Origin of the sequence: Streptomyces sp. 3214.6 (assembly GCF_900129855.1) — a bacterium.
GTDB lineage: Bacteria > Actinomycetota > Actinomycetes > Streptomycetales > Streptomycetaceae > Streptomyces > Streptomyces soliscabiei.
In genome coordinates this window covers 6670607-6689746 of sequence record NZ_LT670819.1, presented here as the reverse complement: position 1 = coordinate 6689746, position 19140 = coordinate 6670607, and the positions used below count along the sequence as shown (strand labels likewise).

Here is a 19140-nt window from a genome sequence, read left to right as displayed (position 1 = left end):
TCAAGCCTTGAGGACGGCCGCGTAGGACACCCCGGTCAGCTCCTCGGAGGCGGCCCACAACCGCTCCCCCGCCCGGTCGTCGAGGGTCCAGGGCGCCCGCCGCGACGGTGCGGGCGCCCCGCGCCACATCGCGAGGGACGGTCCGGTGAACGAGTCCGGGCGGACACCGGGCGCGGTCGCCGCGTACAGGGTGGGCAGCGCGCCGGCCTCCGCCGACTGGGCGATCGCCCGGTTGCCGAGCGCCATCAGCCGCTCGGCGACCCGGCGCCCCTCGGCGCGGGGCCCGGCCGTCTGCAGGTTGGTCGCCGCGTACCCCGGGTGCGCGGCGGCCGCCACGACGCCGGACCCGGCCGCCGCGAGCCGGCGCGCGAGCTCGTGCGTGAACAGCAGGTTGGCCGTCTTGGAACGGCCGTAGGCGGCCCAACGGCGGTAGCGCCGCTCGGAGTTGAGATCGTTCGCATCGATGTTGCCGAGCAGGTGGGCCATGCTGGAGACGGTCACGACCCGCACCCCGGCCGACCGGCCCTCCGCGGCGAGCAGCGCGGGCAGCAGAAGCCCGGTGAGGGCGAAGTGCCCGAGGTGGTTCACCCCGAACTGCGTCTCGAACCCGTCGGCGGTCGTGCCGTACGGCATCGCCATCACCCCCGCGTTGTTGACGAGCAGGTCGAGCCGCTCGTACGGCAACGACTCCGCGAACTCCCGCACCGAGGCGAGGTCCCCGAGATCAAGCCGCCCCAACTCCACCTCCACACCGGGCACTTCACCACGCAGCCGCGCGACGGCATCCCACCCCCGCGCCTCACTCCGGCAGCCGAGCACGACCCGCGCACCCTTGCGGGCAAGCTCCCGCGCGGTGACGTATCCGAGCCCACTGTTGGCCCCGGTGACGACAGCGGTACGGCCGCTCTGATCAGGCATGTCACGCACACTCCAGCCGGCCATGGCCGCACTCCTTCCACTGCTCCCGCGCTCTCGCCGCAGCCTACGGCGACGACTCCAGACTGGATTGAAAGGAACTCGACAGCCAATCGGAGGAACACGGGCGGGCGACGGCTCGTTACTCGCCAACGAAGTTCAAAGCAGAAGCAAAGCCGCACACCCACTGCGGCCACAGCTCACGGTGTTACGCCGTTCGCCGCCCGCACCCCACCCCGGAGGCACGTAACCATGGCTCCCACCCCCTTCGCATCCCCGTCCCGCCGCACGTTCCTCGGCGGCACCGCCCTGGCCGCCCTCACGGTCACGGCCACGACGACCCCCGCCACAGCCCGCACCACCACCCCCACCCCCTCCTGGCCCACCGAGTACCCCCTCCCCGACGGCTGGCTCCCCGAGGGCATCGCCATCGGCAGCAAGCCGTACGCCTACCAGGGCTCCCGCGCCAACGGCGGCATCTACCGCACCGACCTGCGCACCGGCGAGGGCAGGGTCCTGTACGCGGGCGGCGCCGGCCAGGTCGCGGTCGGCCTGAAGCTCGACCACGACGGCCTGCTGTACGTGGCGGGCAGCACAGGAGTGGCGCGCGTGGTCGACGCCCGCACGGGCACACTGGTGACGACCCATCAACTAACTGAAACTACAGGCCACTTCATCAACGACGTGACCCTGCTCGGCGACCGCGCCTGGTTCACCGACTCACAGGACGCGGTCCTGTACGGCGTCCCGCGCGGCCGCGCCGGCAGCGACATCCGCGCGCTCCCCCTCACCGGCGACTGGGTCCAGCTCCCCGACGTCATCAACGCCAACGGGATCGTCGGCACGCCGGACGGCCGCGGCCTGATCGTCGTCAAGAGCACACCGGGCGAGCTGTACAACGTGAACCTCAGGACGGGCCACGCCACCAGGATCAAGCTGGTCGGCGCGCCGGACGTCGTCAACGGCGACGGCCTCCACCTCATCGGCCGCACCCTGTACGTCGTCCAGAACCGCCTGAACCTCATCAGCGTCTGGTCCCTGGACCGCACGGCCACCACCGCCACCCTGACCCGCACGATCACCGACCCCCGCTTCGACGTCCCCACCACGGCCGCGCGCTACGGCAACCGCCTCTACCTGGTCAACGCACGCTTCACCAGCCCACAACTCCCGGAGACGACGTTCACGGCGGTGGCGGTGCCGATCTGACGGCACCGCGACCCGACACCCGGGCGGGTGACATCATGAACGCATGACGACGACCATCACCGCCGGCCGAAAGGCAGATGGCGCGTAGCCGCCCCGGCGCGCTGCGCGCCCGCCGGTCTCCCGACCTCCGCCCCCGCACCCGCAAGGCCCCCCAGCCGACCCGCATCCGCAGCCTCTCCGCCCGCACCAGCCGCGCGATCCACCACATCGAGCACGAGGGCGGCGACTTCCACCTCTTCCCCGGCGCGACAGCGAGCGCCCTGCACCGCTACCACGCCTTCGTGACGACCCCGGGCCGCGGCATCCTCTATCCCCGCACGTCCGCGTGCCCCGGCTGCCCGGGCTGCGGCCTCGACGACGTCCGCCACGCCCGGGACGTCCTCGCCGAGACCCTTCGCCTCCTCCCGCCCAGGCCACGAGCCGAACTCGCCCGCACGGTACGAACGCTGGACCGCCACTACCTGAACCGCACCCTGCCCGACCCCCGACCGCGGTCGTCCCCCTGGTGGCACCACCGCCTGGGAGAAGGAGCGGAGGGCTATTGATCGGTGATCGACTACCCACCCCAGGCGACACGCACAGAAAAGTCACAGAACAGCCACACCCCATACACCACAAGCAAATCGGCCATACCGTCGTCACCTCACACCACAGTCCTGGGGGGACGCCATGACCAACCCGTACGCCGCACCGCCCACACCACCCGCTCCCCGGTGGGCCCGCAAGAGATACGTCCTGCCCGCCCTCGCCCTGGCCCTGTTCATCGGCATGGGCGTCGGAAACAGCGACGGAAACAAGACGACCGACGCGAAGCCGACCTCCGCAAAGCCACAGCCGACGGTGACCGTGACGACCACGGCAACGGAAACAGCCGTACCGAAACCGGCGGGCACGGTCACCGCGACAGCAACAGCGACGGAAACGGTGCGGGTAACGAAGACGGTAACGGCGCAGGCAGGTGCCGGCGCTGGAGCCGGGGCCGACGCGGCAAACGAGAGCAGCACGGACGACAACTCCGGAAGCGTGTACTACGAAAACTGCACGGCCGCCCGAGCAGCCGGAGCCGCCCCCGTACACGCGGGCGACCCGGGCTACAGCCGCCACCTGGACCGCGACGGAGACGGAGTCGGCTGCGAATAGCAGCACCGGACGGCTTTGCCGGATAGCCGGATTCACGGCTTCACGGAGCCTTGGAGAGCCGATGTCGCACGAGACCTAGAACAAACCGAAACCCCGCCCATTCCCCTCGCCCGCTGCCCGTATCCACGCGGTGGAACGGGGCGAGGGGCGACACACGGGATGCCGCAACGGTTTGCGGCTACCCTGCGGCCATGATTCGTGCAGTGGTTTTCGACGTCGGTGAGTGCCTCGTGGACGAGACCCGCGAGTACGGCACCTGGGCCGACTGGCTCGGCGTGCCACGTCACACCTTCGCGGCGATGTTCGGCGCTGTCATCGCCCAGGGCCGCGACTACCGCGAGACGTTCGAGGAGTTCCGGCCAGGTTTCGACCTGTACCTGGAGCGGGAGAAGCGTGCAGAGGCCGGGAAGCCGGAGACATTCGGCGAGGCCGACCTGTATCCCGACGTCCGTGACGCGTTCGCAGCTCTGCGCTCGGACGGCTTGTGGCTCGGCATCGCCGGCAACCAGACCATCCGCGCCGGTGGCATCCTTCGCGAGCTGTTCGCCGATGACGTCGACCTTATCGGCACCTCCGACGACTGGGGCACCAGCAAACCCGACCCAGTCTTCTTCGAGCGTGTTGCCGAGGTCACCCCGTTCGCCAACCACGAGGTCCTCTATGTCGGCGACCGCGTAGACAACGACCTTCGGCCGGCCGTCGCTGTCGGGATGCATACAGCTCTCGTCCACCGTGGTCCATGGGCGAGTATCCAGTGGCGGACGGAGGAGGCCGAGAAGCTCCCCACCTTCCGGGTCGAGAGTCTTCTCGAACTGCCGTTCCTGATCCGTGACTTCAACGTGCAAGAGCGCTGACCGTCGTTCCCCATCCGTACAGGCGGTCGTCCAGCTCGCGTACACACGTCTCGTGCTGGTGTGGTGCGAGTGACCGCCTCACCTCACGCACCCGCTCCATCCCCATCGCGTACCACGTCCGCTCCAACTGATCGAGGGCGCGCAGCGCATACCTGCATGCGGCCTCCAGGTCGCCGACGGCAGCCTCGACGGCTGCCAGGTCACCGAAGACGACGGAGCGCTGCTTCTCCTCCCTGGGTTCGAGGGCCTCAAGTACGCCGAGAAGGGTCTCGCGGGCCTGCGGCAGGTGCTTCGCCTTCAGCTGCGTGTTTCCCTTGAACGCGGCCAGCCGGACCGGCGAGAACCAGTCCAGCCACTCGGGGCTCTGATACTCGCCGCCTGAGGCGAGAACGTCTTCGCCGTGCCCGATCAGGTTCAGTGCGGTCCGGGTGTTGCCGCAGCGCGTCTCGCACTCCGCCTCAACGGCGTCCAACCAAGCGAGCAGTTGGGCAGACGCAAGGCCCCGGCGAGCGTAGGTGCGCGCAGCCACCATCCGCTCGACCGCCGCCTCACGCTCCCCCGCCCAGCCGGGGATGAACGCCGTGTGCGCCAGAATCGCCGCTCCGAGCAGCGCATCGTCGGCTTCGCCCGCAGCCTGGAGTGCGCGCAGGAACGTGTCCTGCGCACGCGCAGGGTCACGCAGATCGAAGAACTCGATCCGCCCAGCCAACAGGCAGGTCTCCGCGAGCGCAGCCGCGATCCGCTGCCGCGTCTGACCAGCGGTCTCCGGGAGAAGCGCACAGCCCAGGGCCGCATGGGAAAGGGCAGCGGGGTGCAAGGTGGCCGGGGCGACAGACCAGTACAGGCGCCTATGCGAACGTGTGATCGCACAGTAGTCGTCGGCCGCGGTTGCGGGCTGCACTGCGACAGTCTGCGTCGGAACGGTGGCGAGACCAATGGCGGCGGTTGCGCCAAAGACCGCACGCCGACCACGATCGGGGACCCGACTCGGAGAGGCAAATCCAAGGGATTCGAGGTCCTGTCCCAAGAGGCGGGTCAGGGCTTGGGCGACCTCCGGCTGCGGCCACGGCGGTGAGTCCGACTCCCACCGGCGCACCTGCCGGACCCCCACTCCGAGTGCATCGGCAAGTGCCTGCTGGGAGGGATACCCAGCGGCGATTCGCGCGGCCTTGAGCCATGTGTTCCCTGCAGGCGTGGTCACTGCTGCACCTCCACGATCGAACCCTGCGGCAAGTCTCCCCGTAAGCCCTGTATTTGGCTAGCTATCACCCTCCTGCCTGAATGAAAGTCCTCTTTCATACGAACAAAGGACCTCTTGAAGTCCTCGAAATCGAGGTACATAAGGGCGACTCTTGGACGCACCTGATCCCTGCAGGAGCCCGAGGAGCCGCAATGCAGAGCACACCACTACCGTCCGCCGCAGGGTGCGTCCTTCACGAGGCCGGACAGGAGTGGGACGCCATCCGCGTACCCCGCCAGACCGGGCTCGCCGCGATGGCCGCCCTCGGTTCCCGCTGCGGTGCCGTGGTCGAAGCACCGGGAAAGAACATCCTGTACTTCTTCGTGCAGCGCGGCACTGCCTGCGATTGGGACGTCGAGAACACCAAGGCTCTTAGCAAGGGGAGTTCAGTGACGATCCCTCCGACTCGTCGCACAGAAGGCCCTGGCCCCCACTGGAGGATGTGCCCGGGCGACAACGGGCTGCTCACGAACGCGGCTGCCCTGCGTTCCGCGCTTGCGGACGCGTTCGGTCCCCGGCTGGGCGAGGAGCGGGCCGGATGACGGCTGGCGCGAAGCACCGGTTCCTGACCAGCCAGGCCGATGCGCGGTACCGGGCGCTGATCCACCACTGCTTCAACTGTGAGCAGTGTCGTGCCGACAGGACGAAGGAATGCCCGGAGTCCGCAGAGCTGCGGAGGACGTGGCGGCAGGCATGGCGGCGGGCGCAAGGAGGCAAGGCGACGTGACCGCCATGGATCAGCCGGCGCCCGTCCACCTGGAGCTGCCTCCAGCCCAGCCCGAACCCGTAGTTGGATGCGTTGTCTGCCTCGCCCTGATCGAGCAGCGGAGACAGGCAGCCACCAAGGGCGACTATTCCAAGGTGTCGGACTGCAACGTCGGGCTCGTCAGCCACACGCACGGTCCGGCTCGCCGGAAGATGACATGACACGGGCACCGCAATGGGAGCGGCCGACCCAGCGTAGAAGCCCCTCCTGCAACGGCCCCTTCGTCTCGGGACCTCGTTCTCGGGCGGGTACCGGCCGGGCAGGAAGTGGGGCGGCTTCCTCGCAGGATGCCGCCCCATCAACTCCAACGCGCGACCGTCAGTCCCGCCGAATCAGCTCCGGATCGATCCGCCGCCCGATCAACGGCAGAGCGCCAAGGGCGGCGACGACCACAACGCCGCAAGCGGAGGCGAGAAGCAGTGGCACCCCAGCGCTGTCCCAGAAAACAGCCCCGCCGCCGGTCACCAGGTAACTGGACTCGGCCATCTTCCCGGTCACCACCGCGAGTACCAGCCCGACGGCCAGCGGCAATACGACCTGCGCGACCTGAACGGCCCGCAGCGTCCAGGGTCTGGCCCCGAGCAACGACAGCGCGGTGACCTGCGGCCGGCGTTCCACGGCTCGGTCGGTGGCGGCGACGAGGTAGGCCGCAACGCCGATGATCAGGCCAAGGATCATGCCCACGGCGAGGAGGGTCTTGATGACGGTGATCTGCTGGAGGGCGGCGGGGTCCACATTCCGCGTCTCGACCTCGATCGTAGAGTCCACGGCCGCGATGCCTTCGAGTACGGAGCGCACGGTCCCGGGGGCGGAGCTGCTCAGAAGGGCGAGAGTGGCTCTGCCCTCAGGACGATAGCCAGCGGGCAAGGAGGACGGCGGGATCAGGACGGTGCCACTGCCGACCAACTGCTGTGCCGTGTCGTCGTGATACCGAACCGTCTGGCGTGGCACCTGCACCGTGACGACCCGGTGTTGTCCTTCAGAGTTCCGCAGGCGGAAGGGGAAACGGCTTCCTGGCTTGCTTTCCTCGTCGTACGCAAAGCCCGGAACCATCAGCCGCGCAGGGCGTCCCTCGACGCAGTTCTCGACCGCCGAGGCCATCCTTCGCAGTTGCCCGCAGGTGGCGATTACAGCACTGATGCTCGTCGGCCACTTTTCGCCGTCGGCGTCCGTCCACGAATCCGCGAGAATGATATGGCTGCGGAGTCTCGGCACGTTCGTCAGGGCCCACTCTTTGTTCTCGGGAACGTTTTCAAGCCCCATGGTGTAGACCTGGACCGGCGAGGTGTTCTTGGATACGTGATCCAGTTCGATGAGCACACCCTGAGTGAGCGACGCCGCGTAGACCAGCAGTACCAGGCCGGTTGCGACCCGGAGGGCACCACCCGGTTCAACCTCGTTGCGACGCATCGCAAGGCTGAGGGACAGGGAACCGGTGGATCGGGCCACCTTCCGTGCGAGGGCGCGCGAGAGGATCGGGAGCGAAAGCACGAGTCCGACACCGACCAGCACGACGGCGAGCGGCATCAGGAACGCGGACAGCGCGGTGTCCGTGGGTACGTGTCCCGTCGCACCGGCCACGCAGTACCCGATGACGATGCCAACTCCTGGGACAAGCGGGAGCAGACCCCACAGCCGAGGCGGTTTCTTCACTGCGCTGCGCCGCACCGCCAACGGGTTGGCCGCAGCCCTTTGTGCTCCGGCCCGGCCCACGAACCAAGCAAGCACCGGACAACCCACCAGGCAGATGAGGAGTGTGGTCGCGGACGGCGATCCATCGGCCGGATACCACTTGAATCCAGGCAGTCCCACCCGTGAAACCAGTTGGTTGACGATCCAATAGGCCCCCAGGCCGAGGACGGCTCCGAGCAGGGCCGCAGCAACCGTCTCGGCTGCGTTGACGCGCTGCGTACCCTTTCTGCTCAGTCCGAGCAGGCGCAACGCTGCCAACCGCCTCATGCGTGAGGCAGCGGACAGCCGCGCACACACGGAGAGAAATACCGCCAGAGGAAGCAGCACGACGCCTGCCAAAGTGAAGCGCAGGATGTCGAGTGTCGAGGGCTCCACGGTGGGAAAACGCGTGTATGGCCCCCCGAAACCCGTCATGTGACCGCCTGTTTTGAGTTCCCCTTCGCTGGCACCGATGTAGGCGTACAGCTCGTCGGGGTGAGCCAGTCCCTGCGCGGAAATGAGACCCATCTCTTTCCCCGGCAGAAGGTGAGCGAGATCGGCATCCGTTCCGAGAAGCTCGTGCAGCCGAGGGGACACGAACACCTCCCCAGGGCCAGGGAGTTCACGCAGCCCGGGTGGCGGTGCGATGGGCGTGTCTCCCACGGCTACGAAGATCCGGGTGAGTGGTTCGGAGCCATAGGGAACCATTCTGGTGAGCGCCCGTCCGTCCCCCACGGTTGTAAGACATACACCCCGCCCGTTCGAGCAATCCGGCTCACGAGCTGCCTTACGGGCATCCTGCGCGGCCAGAATTCCTGGAATCGCAAGGACGACAGCCAAACAGCACACCCCGACCCCGCTGCCCACAACCATGAGCAGGAAACGCACCCGGCTACCCCGCCCGCCTCCTAGCAGCAGCTTCAGGCCCAGACGGAGTTCGTTCACGACGCCTCCCGCACTTCGGCGGTGAGCAGACCGTCGCACATGGTGTAGCGGTTGTCGGCTCGGGCTGCCACCTGCGTGTCGTGCGTGACGAGCACGACAGCCGTCCCCTGTGCACGCGCAAGGGTGAGGAACTCGTCCAGCACGGTCGTGGCATTACTACTGTCCAGAGAGCCGGTGGGCTCATCCGCGAAGACGACGGCCGGCCTGTGCACCAACGCACGTGCAACTGCGACGCGTTGACTCTGACCTCCGGACACCTGCGACGGACGTCGTTCGCGCAGTTCCGCGACGCCGAGCCGGCCCAGGACCTCACGGGCCGCGGCAAGTGCCTCGGCCTTGCGCTGTCCGGCCAGCCGGAGCGGCAGCGCGGTGTTCTCTTCCACCGTCAGCTCAGGCAGGAGCTCGCCGTATTGAAAGACGAAGCCGAACCGTTCACGACGAAGCGCGCTGAGCTCCTCGTCGTCGAAAGTCCCGAGGAGGCGCCCTTCGAAACAGACTTCGCCGCAGGCAACTGGCAGCACTCCTGCCAGGCAATACAACAGCGATGATTTACCCGATCCGCTCTGGCCTGTGATCGCCGCGACCTCTCCCCTGCGCAGGGCGATCTCCGCTTTCCTGACGGCCTGCGTCTCCCCGTAGAAGAGGTCAACGCCCTTGGCGGAAAGGACTTCTGACGTGTTGATCTCGTTCCCCTCTCAGGAGGACGAGCCCAGGAACATCTACCTGGGCTCGAGAAGTCGGACGGGATCAGCCACGGTCCCAGTTGTACTCGTAGTCCTGCACCGGAGCGCAGTTGTCCGGTCGGAGAGCGCCTTGATCGCGGCAGACTCGGATGTGCGCGCGGCTCGTATAGCGTTGCGCGCCGTCCCAGTTGGACTTGTGCAGATGGACGGTGCTCCGCTGCTTGCCGTAGTAGCGCACCCAGTCATGCCCTTCGACCTTGACCTCGACATAGACGTTGTGCCGGTCAGTGGCGATCACGTCTTTGAGCTCGCCCCACCATTCGAAGGCGCCATGGTTGACCCCGGGCCGGTTGAACTTGTAGGTCCCCTGGCTGAACTTGGCGCCTTGCGGCTCCAGCTTCGGGATCTTCCCCTCCACCGGCGACGCGAACGCCACCGCTGCCGCGCTGAGTACCAGTCCCGCCGCGGCCAGGCCGAGCACTGCCTTCTTCACACACACCTCCGTAACCAACAGCGACACCTTCGTCGCCACGCGTAACGGACTGTAGCGGTGCGTAAGTCGACAGAAACGATCTATCACCCCACCACCATCACATCAGGTGATCGAAATCCAGACACTCCCGCGCAAACCACATCCGAACCAGCCATCAGGGGAGATGTCGGGGTGCGAACGGTGCAACCAGCCCTCAAACGACACAACACAAGAGGACGGCACCCCCGCACAGGGTGCCGTCCTCCTTGGTGCGCCGGAGCCGCCGCCGATCGGTGAGGGTCGGGGACCAGCGGCGGCTCCGGGGTTCATGGACCCTTCAGCCCCTCCGGGCCTCCGGGCGGCCGGGCCTCAGTCCTTTGCGGCCTCTCAGGGCCCCGGGGCCTCCGGGCCTCAGCGGTGGTCGCTGCCCGTCGACTGCGTGGCCGCCCGGCCCGCTTCCAGGCGGGCCACCGGGATGCGGAACGGGGAGCAGGAGACGTAGTCCAGGCCTACCTCGTGGAAGAAGTGGACGGACTCCGGGTCGCCGCCGTGTTCGCCGCAGACGCCGAGTTTCAGGTCGGGGCGGGTCGCCCGGCCCGCCTCGGCCGCGGCCTTGACGAGCGAGCCGACGCCGTCCTTGTCGATGGTCTCGAAGGGGCTGACGCCGAAGATGCCCTTCTCCAGGTACGCCGTGAAGAAGGAAGCCTCCACGTCGTCCCGGCTGAAGCCCCAGACCGTCTGGGTGAGGTCGTTCGTGCCGAAGGAGAAGAACTCGGCCGCCTCCGCGATCTGGCCGGCGGTGAGGGCCGCCCGGGGGAGTTCGATCATCGTGCCGATCGCCAGCTTCAGGGCGACGCCGGTCGCCGCCTCGACCTCCGCGACGACCTGGTCGGCCTCCTCGCGGACGATCTCCAGCTCCTGGACGGTGCCGACCAGCGGGATCATGATCTCGGCGCGCGGGTCGCCCTTGGCGTTCTTGCGCTCCGCCGCCGCCTCCGCGATGGCCCGGACCTGCATCGTGAACAGGCCGGGGATGACGAGGCCGAGGCGTACGCCGCGCAGGCCCAGCATCGGGTTCTGCTCGTGCAGGCGGTGGACCGCCTGGAGCAGGCGCAGGTCGTTCTCGTGGGACTCCTGGCGGGACTCCGCCAGCGCCACCCGCACCGACAGCTCGGTGATGTCGGGCAGGAACTCGTGCAGCGGCGGGTCCAGGAGGCGGACCGTCACCGGGAGGCCGTCCATCGCCTCGAAGAGTTCGACGAAGTCCTTCTTCTGGAGCGGCAGGAGCTGCTTCAGGGACTCCTCGCGCTCCTCCTCCGTGTCCGCCAGGATCAGGCGTTCCACCAGCTCACGCCGGTCGCCGAGGAACATGTGCTCCGTGCGGCACAGGCCGATGCCCTGGGCGCCGAAGCGCCGGGCGCGCAGCGCGTCCTCGGCGTTGTCGGCGTTCGCACGCACCCGCAGCCGTCGCTTGCGGTCGGCGAAGGCCATGATGCGGTGGACGGCCTCGACGAGCTCGTCGGCGTCGTCGGCGCCCGCGTGCATCCGGCCTTCGAAGTACTCCACGACGGGGGACGGGACGACCGGGACCTCGCCCAGGTAGACCTTGCCGCTCGACCCGTCGATGGAGATGACGTCGCCCTCTTCCACCACGTGGCCGCCCGGCACCGTCATCCGGCGGCGCTTGGTGTCGACCTCGAGCTCCTCCGCGCCGCAGACGCAGGTCTTGCCCATGCCCCGGGCCACCACTGCGGCATGCGAGGTCTTGCCGCCGCGGCTGGTCAGGATGCCCTCGGCGGCGATCATGCCGTCGAGGTCGTCGGGGTTGGTCTCGCGGCGGACGAGGATGACCTTCTCGCCCGAGCGCGACCACTTGACGGCGGTGTACGAGTCGAACACGGCCTTGCCGACGGCCGCGCCCGGGGAGGCCGCGATGCCCCGGCCGACCTTCTCCACCTTCGCGTCCTCGTCGAAGCGGGGGAACATCAGCTGGGCGAGCTGGGCGCCGTTGACGCGCTGGAGGGCTTCCGTCTCGTCGATGAGGCCCTGGTCGACGAGCTGGGTCGCGATGCGGAAGGCCGCGCCCGCCGTGCGCTTGCCAACGCGCGTCTGGAGCATCCACAGCTGACCGCGTTCGATGGTGAACTCGATGTCGCAGAGGTCCTTGTAGTGGTTCTCCAGCGTCTCCATGATCTGCATCAGCTGGTCGTACGACTTCTTGTCGATGTGCTCCAGTTCGGCGAGCGGGACGGTGTTGCGGATGCCCGCGACCACGTCCTCGCCCTGGGCGTTCTGGAGGTAGTCGCCGTAGACGCCCTGGTGGCCGGAGGCCGGGTCGCGGGTGAAGGCGACGCCCGTGCCGGAGTCGGGGCCGAGGTTGCCGAAGACCATCGAGCAGACGTTGACGGCGGTGCCGAGGTCGCCGGGGATGCGCTCCTGGCGGCGGTACAGCTTGGCGCGGTCGCCGTTCCAGGAGTCGAAGACCGCCTTGATGGCGAGGTCCATCTGCTCGCGCGGGTCCTGCGGGAAGTCGCGGCCGGCCTCGGTCTTGACGATCTTCTTGAAGCGGGTGACCAGCTTCTTCAGGTCCGCCGCCTCCAGCTCGGTGTCGACGGCGACCTTCTTCGCGGTCTTCGCGGCCTCCAGCGCGTCCTCGAAGAGCTCGCCGTCGACGCCGAGGACGGTCTTGCCGAACATCTGGATCAGCCGGCGGTAGGAGTCCCACGCGAAGCGGTCATCGCCGGCCTGCTTGGCCAGGCCCTGGACGGACTTGTCGGAGAGTCCGATGTTCAGGACGGTGTCCATCATGCCGGGCATGGAGAACTTCGCGCCCGAGCGGACGGAGACGAGGAGGGGGTTGTCGGCCTGGCCGAGCTTCTTGCCCATCCGCTCTTCCAGGGCGGCGAGGTGCGCACTCACCTCGTCACGCAGTGCCGCGGGCTCCTCGCCGCTGTCGAGGTAGACCTTGCAGGCCTGGGTGGTGATGGTGAAGCCCGGAGGGACGGGAAGGCCCAGGTTGGTCATCTCGGCGAGGTTGGCGCCCTTGCCGCCGAGGAGGTCCTTGAGGTCCTTGTTGCCTTCGGTGAAGTCGTAAACGAACTTCACGCCCTCAACGCTCGCGGCCTGCTCGGTTACCGGGAGATCTTTGTTTTCCGACACGGGTCTCGACTCCTCGAGGACGCGGTGGCTGCCCTGACGGCCAGGAACATACCCAGATCAAAGGCGTCTGGGTACGTCTACTCGCGCGTCATGTGCTCGTAACCAGTCGTCCGCCAGCGGATCGAAAGTCAAGGCTTGGCAAGCCCAGAGCGGCGGATGTTTTCACTTCTTGAACGCAAGCACCTCCCACGCGCCTCACTTCCCGCTCAGACGAGCGCTGTACGGCACGATTGATTTCGATCGATGAACGATCAAGCGATGGCACTCAGTGCCACCCCTTGGAGAAGTGCAGCGACTCATGATCCGCTCATCTGAGCACTACCCCCCTCAGGGGTGGTGAGAATCACGCTTCCACAGGCCGCCCGATTTCACCATGCGGACGCGTCTCGGGACGGAAACCCGCCCGTCATGCCGTCGACCTGCCGCCCGTCGTGCGGCCCATCGTTCGCCCGTCGTGCGGCCAGTCGTGCGGCCTTCGTGCGGCCCGTCGTGCGGCCCGTCATACGAGCGTCCCTCACACCCCCAGCGCCAGCAACCGCTCCTCCACCCGCTCCGGCGCGTACAGGTGCTCCACGACCAGCGCACCCCCTCCCACCAGGCCCGCCCGCTCCCCCAGCCGCGAGGTCACGACGTCCAGACGGGCCGTGGAGCGGGGCAGCGCCCGCTGGTAGAGCAGCTCGCGCACGCCCGTGAGGAAGGCGGTTCCGGCCAGATCCCCGGCGATCATCAGGACCCCGGGGTTGAGCAGCGTCACGACCGTCGCCAGGACGTCCCCGACGCGGCGCCCCGCCTCACGGGCGCTCGCCGCGGCCTCGGGGTGCCCGGCGGCGAGCAGGTCGCGCACATCCGAGCCCGAGGACGCCGGTATGCCCGACTCCGTGAGCCGCCGCGCCACGGCGCCACCGCTGGCGACGGCGGCGAGACAGCCGTAGGAGCCACAGCGGCACAGCGCCTCCGCGCCCACCCGGATGTGCCCGATGTCGCCGGCGCCGCCGTCCACGCCACGGAAGATCGAGCCGTCGACCACGACCCCGGCGCCGATGCCCGTGGACACCTTGACCAGCACGAACGCCGAGCAGTCCGGGTACCCGGTGCGCTGTTCGCCGTACGCCATGAGGTTGGCGTCGTTGTCGACGAGCACCGGGACCGCCGGCGCCCCGGTGCGCTGTGTGAACGCTCGCGCGAGGCGGCCCCGTATGTCGTAGCCGTCCCAGCCGGGCATGATCGGCGGTTGGACGACCCGGCCGGTCTCGCTGTCGACCGGGCCGGGGACGGCGAGTCCGATGCCGCAGACCTCGTCCGGCCGGTGGCCCGCCTTCTCCAGCAGCTCGGCGAACCAGCCGCCGAGTTCGCCGAGGACGGCGTCCGGACCGTCCTCGATGACCAGGGTGCCGCCGCGCTCGGCCAGGATCTCGCCGGTCAGGGTCAGCACGGCCGCCCGGGCGTGCCGGGTGTCCAGGTCGGCGGCCAGGACGACCGCGTGGGCGTCGTCGAACTCCAGGGTGATCGAGGGGCGGCCACCGAGCGGGGAGTCGACCGGGCCGCCGGCGCCCTCGCGCAGCCAGCCCACGCGGAAGAGACGCTCCAGGCGTTGGCCCACGGTCGCGCGCGAGAGGCCGGTGGCCTGCTGGAGGGCGCCGCGGGTCGTCGCCCGCCCGCTGCGCACCAGTTCGAGCAGGTCTCCGGCGCTGGCCTGGCTGCCGGTCCTGCCCGCCCTACCGGTCCCGCCGGTCCTGCCCGCCCCGCCGGTCCCGCCGGTCCCGCCGGTTCCGACGGCTCGTCCCGAACGCCCGGTCATGCCCACCCCCTTGTGTTTCCCAAGCCTGCATTACATATTGAGTTTTGCGTGTTAAATAGACGTAACCCTACGGTAGCCACTGCCGAACCAGTCGGCCTTGTCGTCTTCGGGGAGCCCCGAGTGGATCGCACCGCCCAGCTCATCGCACGCCCGGCGGAGTACGCCGCTGCATACGATCCGGCGGCTCCGCCAGGTTCACCGGGTTCGCCGCACCTCAGGGGGCTGCACACGCGGGCGGCAGCCGTGCTGGAGGGCAACTGGACCGGCGCGTCGACCGTGCCGTCGCGTCGGCTGTACCCGCACCAGTGGTCCTGGGACTCGGCGTTCATCGCGATCGGGCTCAGGCACCTCTCGCCGCGTCGGGCGCAGACGGAGCTGGAGACGCTACTGGCCGCCCAGTGGGGCGACGGGCGTATCCCGCACATCGTCTTCAACCCCTCCGTACCGCTCGACGCGTACTTCCCGAGCCCCGACTTCTGGCGCTCCTCGACCGCGGGGCGCGCTGCGGGCGCCCCGCGCACCGTACAGACCTCCGGCATCGTGCAGCCACCGGTGCACGCGCTCGCGGCCTGGCTGGTGCACCGCGCCGACCCGGGGCTCTCCCGGGCGCGCGGCTTCCTCGCCCGGGTCTACCCGCGGCTCGCCGCCTGGCACCGGTATCTGCTGCACCGGCGGGACCTCGGCGGGGGCGGGCTGGTGTCGGTCGTCCACCCCTGGGAGCAGGGCATGGACAACGCGCCGAGCTGGGACGCGCCGCTCGCCCGGGTCACCCCGGCCCCGGCCCGCTCCTTCCGGCGCGCCGACCTCGACCACGGCGCGGCCCAGGACCGTCCGACGGACCTGGACTACGGGCGGTACGTGCGGCTGGCGACGGAGTACCGGGACGGCGGCTATACCGACGGGGGCGGGGAGTTCGCCGTCGAGGACCCCGCCTTCAACGCGCTGCTCATCGCCTCCGAACACGCCCTCGCCCGCATCGCGCAGGAGCTGGGCGCGACGGCCGGCGCCCGCCACGCGCGCGCGGAACGCCTGACGACGGCCCTGGTCGAGCGGCTGTGGGACCCGAGGGAGGGCATGTTCTTCTGCCGGGACGTACAAGGGGCGCGGGCCGACACACAGGGCGGTCCGGGCGGGGCGCTGATCCGTGAGCGTGGGGTCTCCGGGCTCGTGCCCCTCCTGCTGCCCGGGCTGCCGCGCGAGGTGGTGACGGCCGTCGTGGGGACCCTGCGCGGCCCGCACTTCGGGCTCGGCACGACCACCCGCCTCGTCCCCAGCTACGACCTGCTCGGCGAGGCCTTCGACCCGCACCGTTACTGGCGCGGCCCGGCCTGGTTCAACACGAGCTGGCTGCTGGAGCGCGGTCTGCGGCTGCACGGCCACCGGGCCGACGCGGACGCGCTGCGCCGGGCGGTGCTGGACATCGCGGCCGGCTCGGACTTCGCGGAGTACGTCGACCCGTACACCGGCGAGGCCTGCGGCGCGACCCGCTTCAGCTGGACCGCCGCGCTCACGCTCGACCTGCTGCACCGAAGCGAAGCAGACCAGGCAGGCCAAGCAGACCAAGCGACCGAAGTGAACCAAGTCAACCGAGTGAACCAGGCGAACAACGCGAACGAGGCGAACGCTCTCAAGGGAGGGGACCGGGGATGACGGACCGGCATCATCTGCTCGTGTACGGCGGGACGTTCGCCGCCGTGGGCGACCGCGGGGACATCAGCGGCGTACGGGGCTCCGGCACGGCCTCCGGGTCCCCGGAGGGGTTATTCGTCCGGGACGCCCGGCACCTCAGCCGCTGGCAGCTGACGGTGGACGGCGCCGTGCCGGAGGTGCTCGCGCCGGTCACGGACGGGGACGTCACGCGGTGCGTGCTCGTGCCGCGCGGCGGGCGCAACGAGCCGCCGTCCTGCACGCTGTTCCGTGAACAGGCCGTCGGAGACAGCTCGTTCGTGGAGTCGCTGCGGATCGTCAGCAACCGGCCGGTGCCGACGACGGTCCGGCTCGCGGTCACCGCCGACGCCGACTTCACCGACCAGTTCGAACTCCGCTCCGACCACCGTACGTACGCGAAGACCGGGGTCGTCCGCCGCCGTCAAGTCCTCGACGACGGCGTGGAGTTCACCTACCGGCGCGGTGAGTGGAAGTCCTGCACGACGGTGACGGCCGAGCCCGCGCCGGACGGCGTCGAGGAGACCGGCACCGGGGCCCGCCGTCTGGTGTGGACGCTGGAGCTGGAGCCGAACGGCTCGGCCGAGTTGACCCTGCGGGTGATGGCCCGGCCGCACGGCGAGAAGCGGGCCCTGCGGGTGCCCCGTTCCCCGGCCGCGGTGGCCGAACAACTCCGGGCGCAGGAGGGCGAGTTCATGGAGGGCCTGGCCTTCCCGACCGGCTGGCCCGAGCTGGCCGCCGCCTGCGTTCGCGGGCTCGCGGACCTGGCCGCGCTCCAGGTGCAGGCGACCGGGCCGGACGGCGAGGAGCTGCGCGTTCCGGCGGCAGGCGCCCCCTGGTTCCTGACCCTGCTGGGCCGAGACGCCCTGCTCACCTCGCTGTTCACCCTCCCCTACCGGCCGCGGCCGGCCGCCGCCACGCTGCTGGCGCTCGCCGCCGGGCAGGCGACCGAGACCGGCCGGGAGTCGGTGTCCCAGCCCGGGAAGATCGTGCACGAGGTGCGGCACGGCGAACTGGCCCACTTCGGACAGGTCCCCTTCGGCCGCTACTACGGTTCGGTGGACGCGACCCCGCTGTTCCTCGTCCTGCTCGGCGCGTACGTCGAGCAGACCGGCGACGCGGCGACGGCCCGCCGCCTGGAGCCCAACGCCCGCGCGGCGGTCGGCTGGATGCTGGACCACGGCGGGCTCACCTCCCGCGGCTACCTGGTCTACCGCGCCGACAACGGCGGCCTGGCCAACCAGAACTGGAAGGACTCCCCCGGTGCCATCTGCTCCGCGGACGGCACCCGCGCGAGTGGGGCGGTGATGGCGGCGGGGGCGCAGGGGTACGCGTACGACGCGCTGCGTCGTACGGCGTGGGTGGCGCGCACGGTGTGGCAGGACGAGAAGTACGCGGCGCTGCTGGAGCAGGCCGCGGCCGATCTGCGGGACCGTTTCCAGCGGGACTTCTGGATGCCGGACCGTTCGTTCCCGGCGCTCGCGCTGGACGGCGAGGGCCGTCAGGTCGACGCGCTCGCCTCGGACGCCGGGCATCTGCTCTGGTCGGGCCTGCTGGACAAGGAGTACGGCGAGGCCGTGGGCCGGCGGCTGGTGGAACCCGACTTCTTCTCCGGCTGGGGCGTGCGCACCCTCGCCGCCGGGCAGGCCGCGTACCACCCTCTGTCCTACCACCGGGGTTCGGTCTGGCCGCACGACAATGCGCTGATCACGCTGGGGCTCGCCCGCTACGGCCTGCACGACGAGGCCCGTACGGTCGCCCACGCGCTGGTCGACGCGGCGACCGCGACCGGTCACCGGCTGCCCGAGGTCCTCGCGGGCTACGGCCGCGACACGCACGCGCAGCCGGTACCGTACCCCCACGCGTGCGTACGGGAATCCCGCTCGGCAGCGGCCCCGTTGGCGCTGCTCACGGCAGTCGGGGGCGCGTGAGGTTCCCTCCCGGGAGGTGCTTGACGTGACGTTTGCGCGGTGTTTGCCGAGCACAGGCCCAGGGGGCTGAACGCGGGCGAAGGGCAGGCCGTACGAAACTGTGGCGGATCCGACCCACACCGGATCCGCCGAACCGCCGGGCTTCGTACGGAAGGACCCTCGGGTGCCTGTCTCCACTCACTCGTCCCAACACCCCGCCCCAAACCCTCCCGAGGACACCCCCGCCAACCCCCCGACCACCCCAGACCCGGCACTCCAGGAAACGGGGACCCCGGAGGCGGCGAAGCCGAAGACCACAGAGCCGGCAGCCCCGAAGCCCGAGACCACTGAGGCAGAGGCCTCGGTGTCGGGCCCCCGGGAGCCGAAGGCCACGGACCCGGCGGAGACGAAAACCCCCGCAGCCTCTGACCCGGCGGAGACGAAGACCACCGCGGAATTGGACCCGGCAGAGACGAAGACCACCGCGAAATTGGACCCGGCGGAGACGAAGACCCCCGCGGAATTGGACCCGGCAGAGACGAAGACCACCGCGGAATTGGACCCGGCAGAGACGAAGACCCCCGCCCAACCAGGCGCGGCGGAGGTCGAGGCTCCCGCGGCGTCGGTGCCCGGGGGCGGGGAGAGCCCGGGTCGGCGGACTCGGGGGGTCAGGGGGCGGGTTGGCTCCTGGCGGGGGCGGCATCCTCGGGGGG

Annotated in this window: 15 protein-coding genes; 8 read left to right on the top strand and 7 right to left on the bottom strand. The window is 69.7% G+C overall.

Annotation, left to right across the window (positions count from 1 at the left end; all coding sequences use genetic code 11):
* The gene (locus B5557_RS30215) at nt 1-942 is read right to left on the bottom strand and encodes an oxidoreductase (protein WP_079662416.1); all 942 of its coding nucleotides are present in this window, start codon (nt 940-942) and stop codon (nt 1-3) included.
* Nucleotides 943-1167: 225 nt separating this feature from the next.
* On the opposite strand from B5557_RS30215, the gene B5557_RS30210 reads away from it, so the two are divergent.
* The 4 genes from B5557_RS30210 to B5557_RS30195 all read left to right on the top strand — a co-directional run bounded on the left by B5557_RS30210 (nt 1168) and on the right by B5557_RS30195 (nt 4118).
* The gene (locus tag B5557_RS30210) at nt 1168-2124 is read left to right on the top strand and encodes an SMP-30/gluconolactonase/LRE family protein (RefSeq protein WP_079662415.1); all 957 of its coding nucleotides are present in this window, start codon (nt 1168-1170) and stop codon (nt 2122-2124) included.
* Between the two features lie 77 nt (nt 2125-2201).
* Nucleotides 2202-2669 (top strand): hypothetical protein, encoded by a 468-nt coding sequence (locus B5557_RS30205; protein WP_099937380.1) that lies wholly within the window; start codon nt 2202-2204, stop codon nt 2667-2669.
* Between the two features lie 124 nt (nt 2670-2793).
* On the top strand, nt 2794-3264 hold the full coding sequence (locus B5557_RS30200; protein WP_079662414.1) for an excalibur calcium-binding domain-containing protein: 471 nt from the start codon (nt 2794-2796) through the stop codon (nt 3262-3264).
* Between the two features lie 191 nt (nt 3265-3455).
* Nucleotides 3456-4118 (top strand): HAD family hydrolase, encoded by a 663-nt coding sequence (locus B5557_RS30195; protein WP_079662413.1) that lies wholly within the window; start codon nt 3456-3458, stop codon nt 4116-4118.
* Here the strand turns inward: B5557_RS30195 and B5557_RS30190 are convergent.
* Complete coding sequence (locus B5557_RS30190; protein WP_079662412.1) at nt 4099-5319, bottom strand: helix-turn-helix domain-containing protein; 1221 nt, start codon at nt 5317-5319, stop codon at nt 4099-4101. The genes B5557_RS30195 and B5557_RS30190 overlap by 20 nt on opposite strands.
* A 191-nt stretch (nt 5320-5510) precedes the next feature.
* Between B5557_RS30190 and B5557_RS30185 the strand changes: the two genes are divergently transcribed.
* Both B5557_RS30185 and B5557_RS30175 read left to right on the top strand, forming a co-directional pair.
* A complete protein-coding gene (locus tag B5557_RS30185) occupies nt 5511-5900 on the top strand; it encodes a hypothetical protein (protein ID WP_079662411.1) in 390 nt (129 codons plus the stop codon).
* Nucleotides 5901-6090: 190 nt separating this feature from the next.
* The gene (locus tag B5557_RS30175; RefSeq protein ID WP_079665090.1) at nt 6091-6285 is read left to right on the top strand and encodes a hypothetical protein; all 195 of its coding nucleotides are present in this window, start codon (nt 6091-6093) and stop codon (nt 6283-6285) included.
* A 157-nt stretch (nt 6286-6442) separates the two neighbouring features.
* Here B5557_RS30175 and B5557_RS30170 read toward each other — a convergent pair whose 3' ends face one another.
* The 5 genes from B5557_RS30170 to B5557_RS30150 form a co-directional block, all read right to left on the bottom strand.
* The gene (locus B5557_RS30170; RefSeq protein ID WP_443031370.1) at nt 6443-8503 is read right to left on the bottom strand and encodes an FtsX-like permease family protein; all 2061 of its coding nucleotides are present in this window, start codon (nt 8501-8503) and stop codon (nt 6443-6445) included.
* Nucleotides 8504-8736: 233 nt separating this feature from the next.
* Nucleotides 8737-9423, bottom strand: a complete 687-nt coding sequence (locus tag B5557_RS30165; protein WP_079662408.1) for an ABC transporter ATP-binding protein — start codon at nt 9421-9423, stop codon at nt 8737-8739.
* Nucleotides 9424-9487: 64 nt separating this feature from the next.
* A complete protein-coding gene (locus B5557_RS45380; RefSeq protein ID WP_231976074.1) occupies nt 9488-9955 on the bottom strand; it encodes a hypothetical protein in 468 nt (155 codons plus the stop codon).
* A 351-nt stretch (nt 9956-10306) separates the two neighbouring features.
* The gene (ppdK, locus tag B5557_RS30155) at nt 10307-13054 is read right to left on the bottom strand and encodes a pyruvate, phosphate dikinase (protein WP_079662407.1); all 2748 of its coding nucleotides are present in this window, start codon (nt 13052-13054) and stop codon (nt 10307-10309) included.
* A gap of 514 nt (nt 13055-13568) precedes the next feature.
* Nucleotides 13569-14852, bottom strand: coding sequence for an ROK family protein (locus B5557_RS30150; protein WP_231976073.1), 1284 nt, complete (start codon nt 14850-14852; stop codon nt 13569-13571).
* Between the two features lie 120 nt (nt 14853-14972).
* Between B5557_RS30150 and B5557_RS30145 the strand changes: the two genes are divergently transcribed.
* Nucleotides 14973-16502 (top strand): MGH1-like glycoside hydrolase domain-containing protein, encoded by a 1530-nt coding sequence (locus B5557_RS30145; protein ID WP_079662406.1) that lies wholly within the window; start codon nt 14973-14975, stop codon nt 16500-16502.
* Nucleotides 16499-18448 carry an amylo-alpha-1,6-glucosidase gene (locus B5557_RS30140; RefSeq protein ID WP_079662405.1) on the top strand — a complete coding sequence of 650 codons (1950 nt, stop codon included), beginning with the start codon at nt 16499-16501 and terminating at the stop codon, nt 18446-18448. The genes B5557_RS30145 and B5557_RS30140 overlap by 4 nt, the downstream gene beginning before the upstream one ends.
* The last annotated feature ends 692 nt before the right edge of the window (nt 18449-19140 follow it).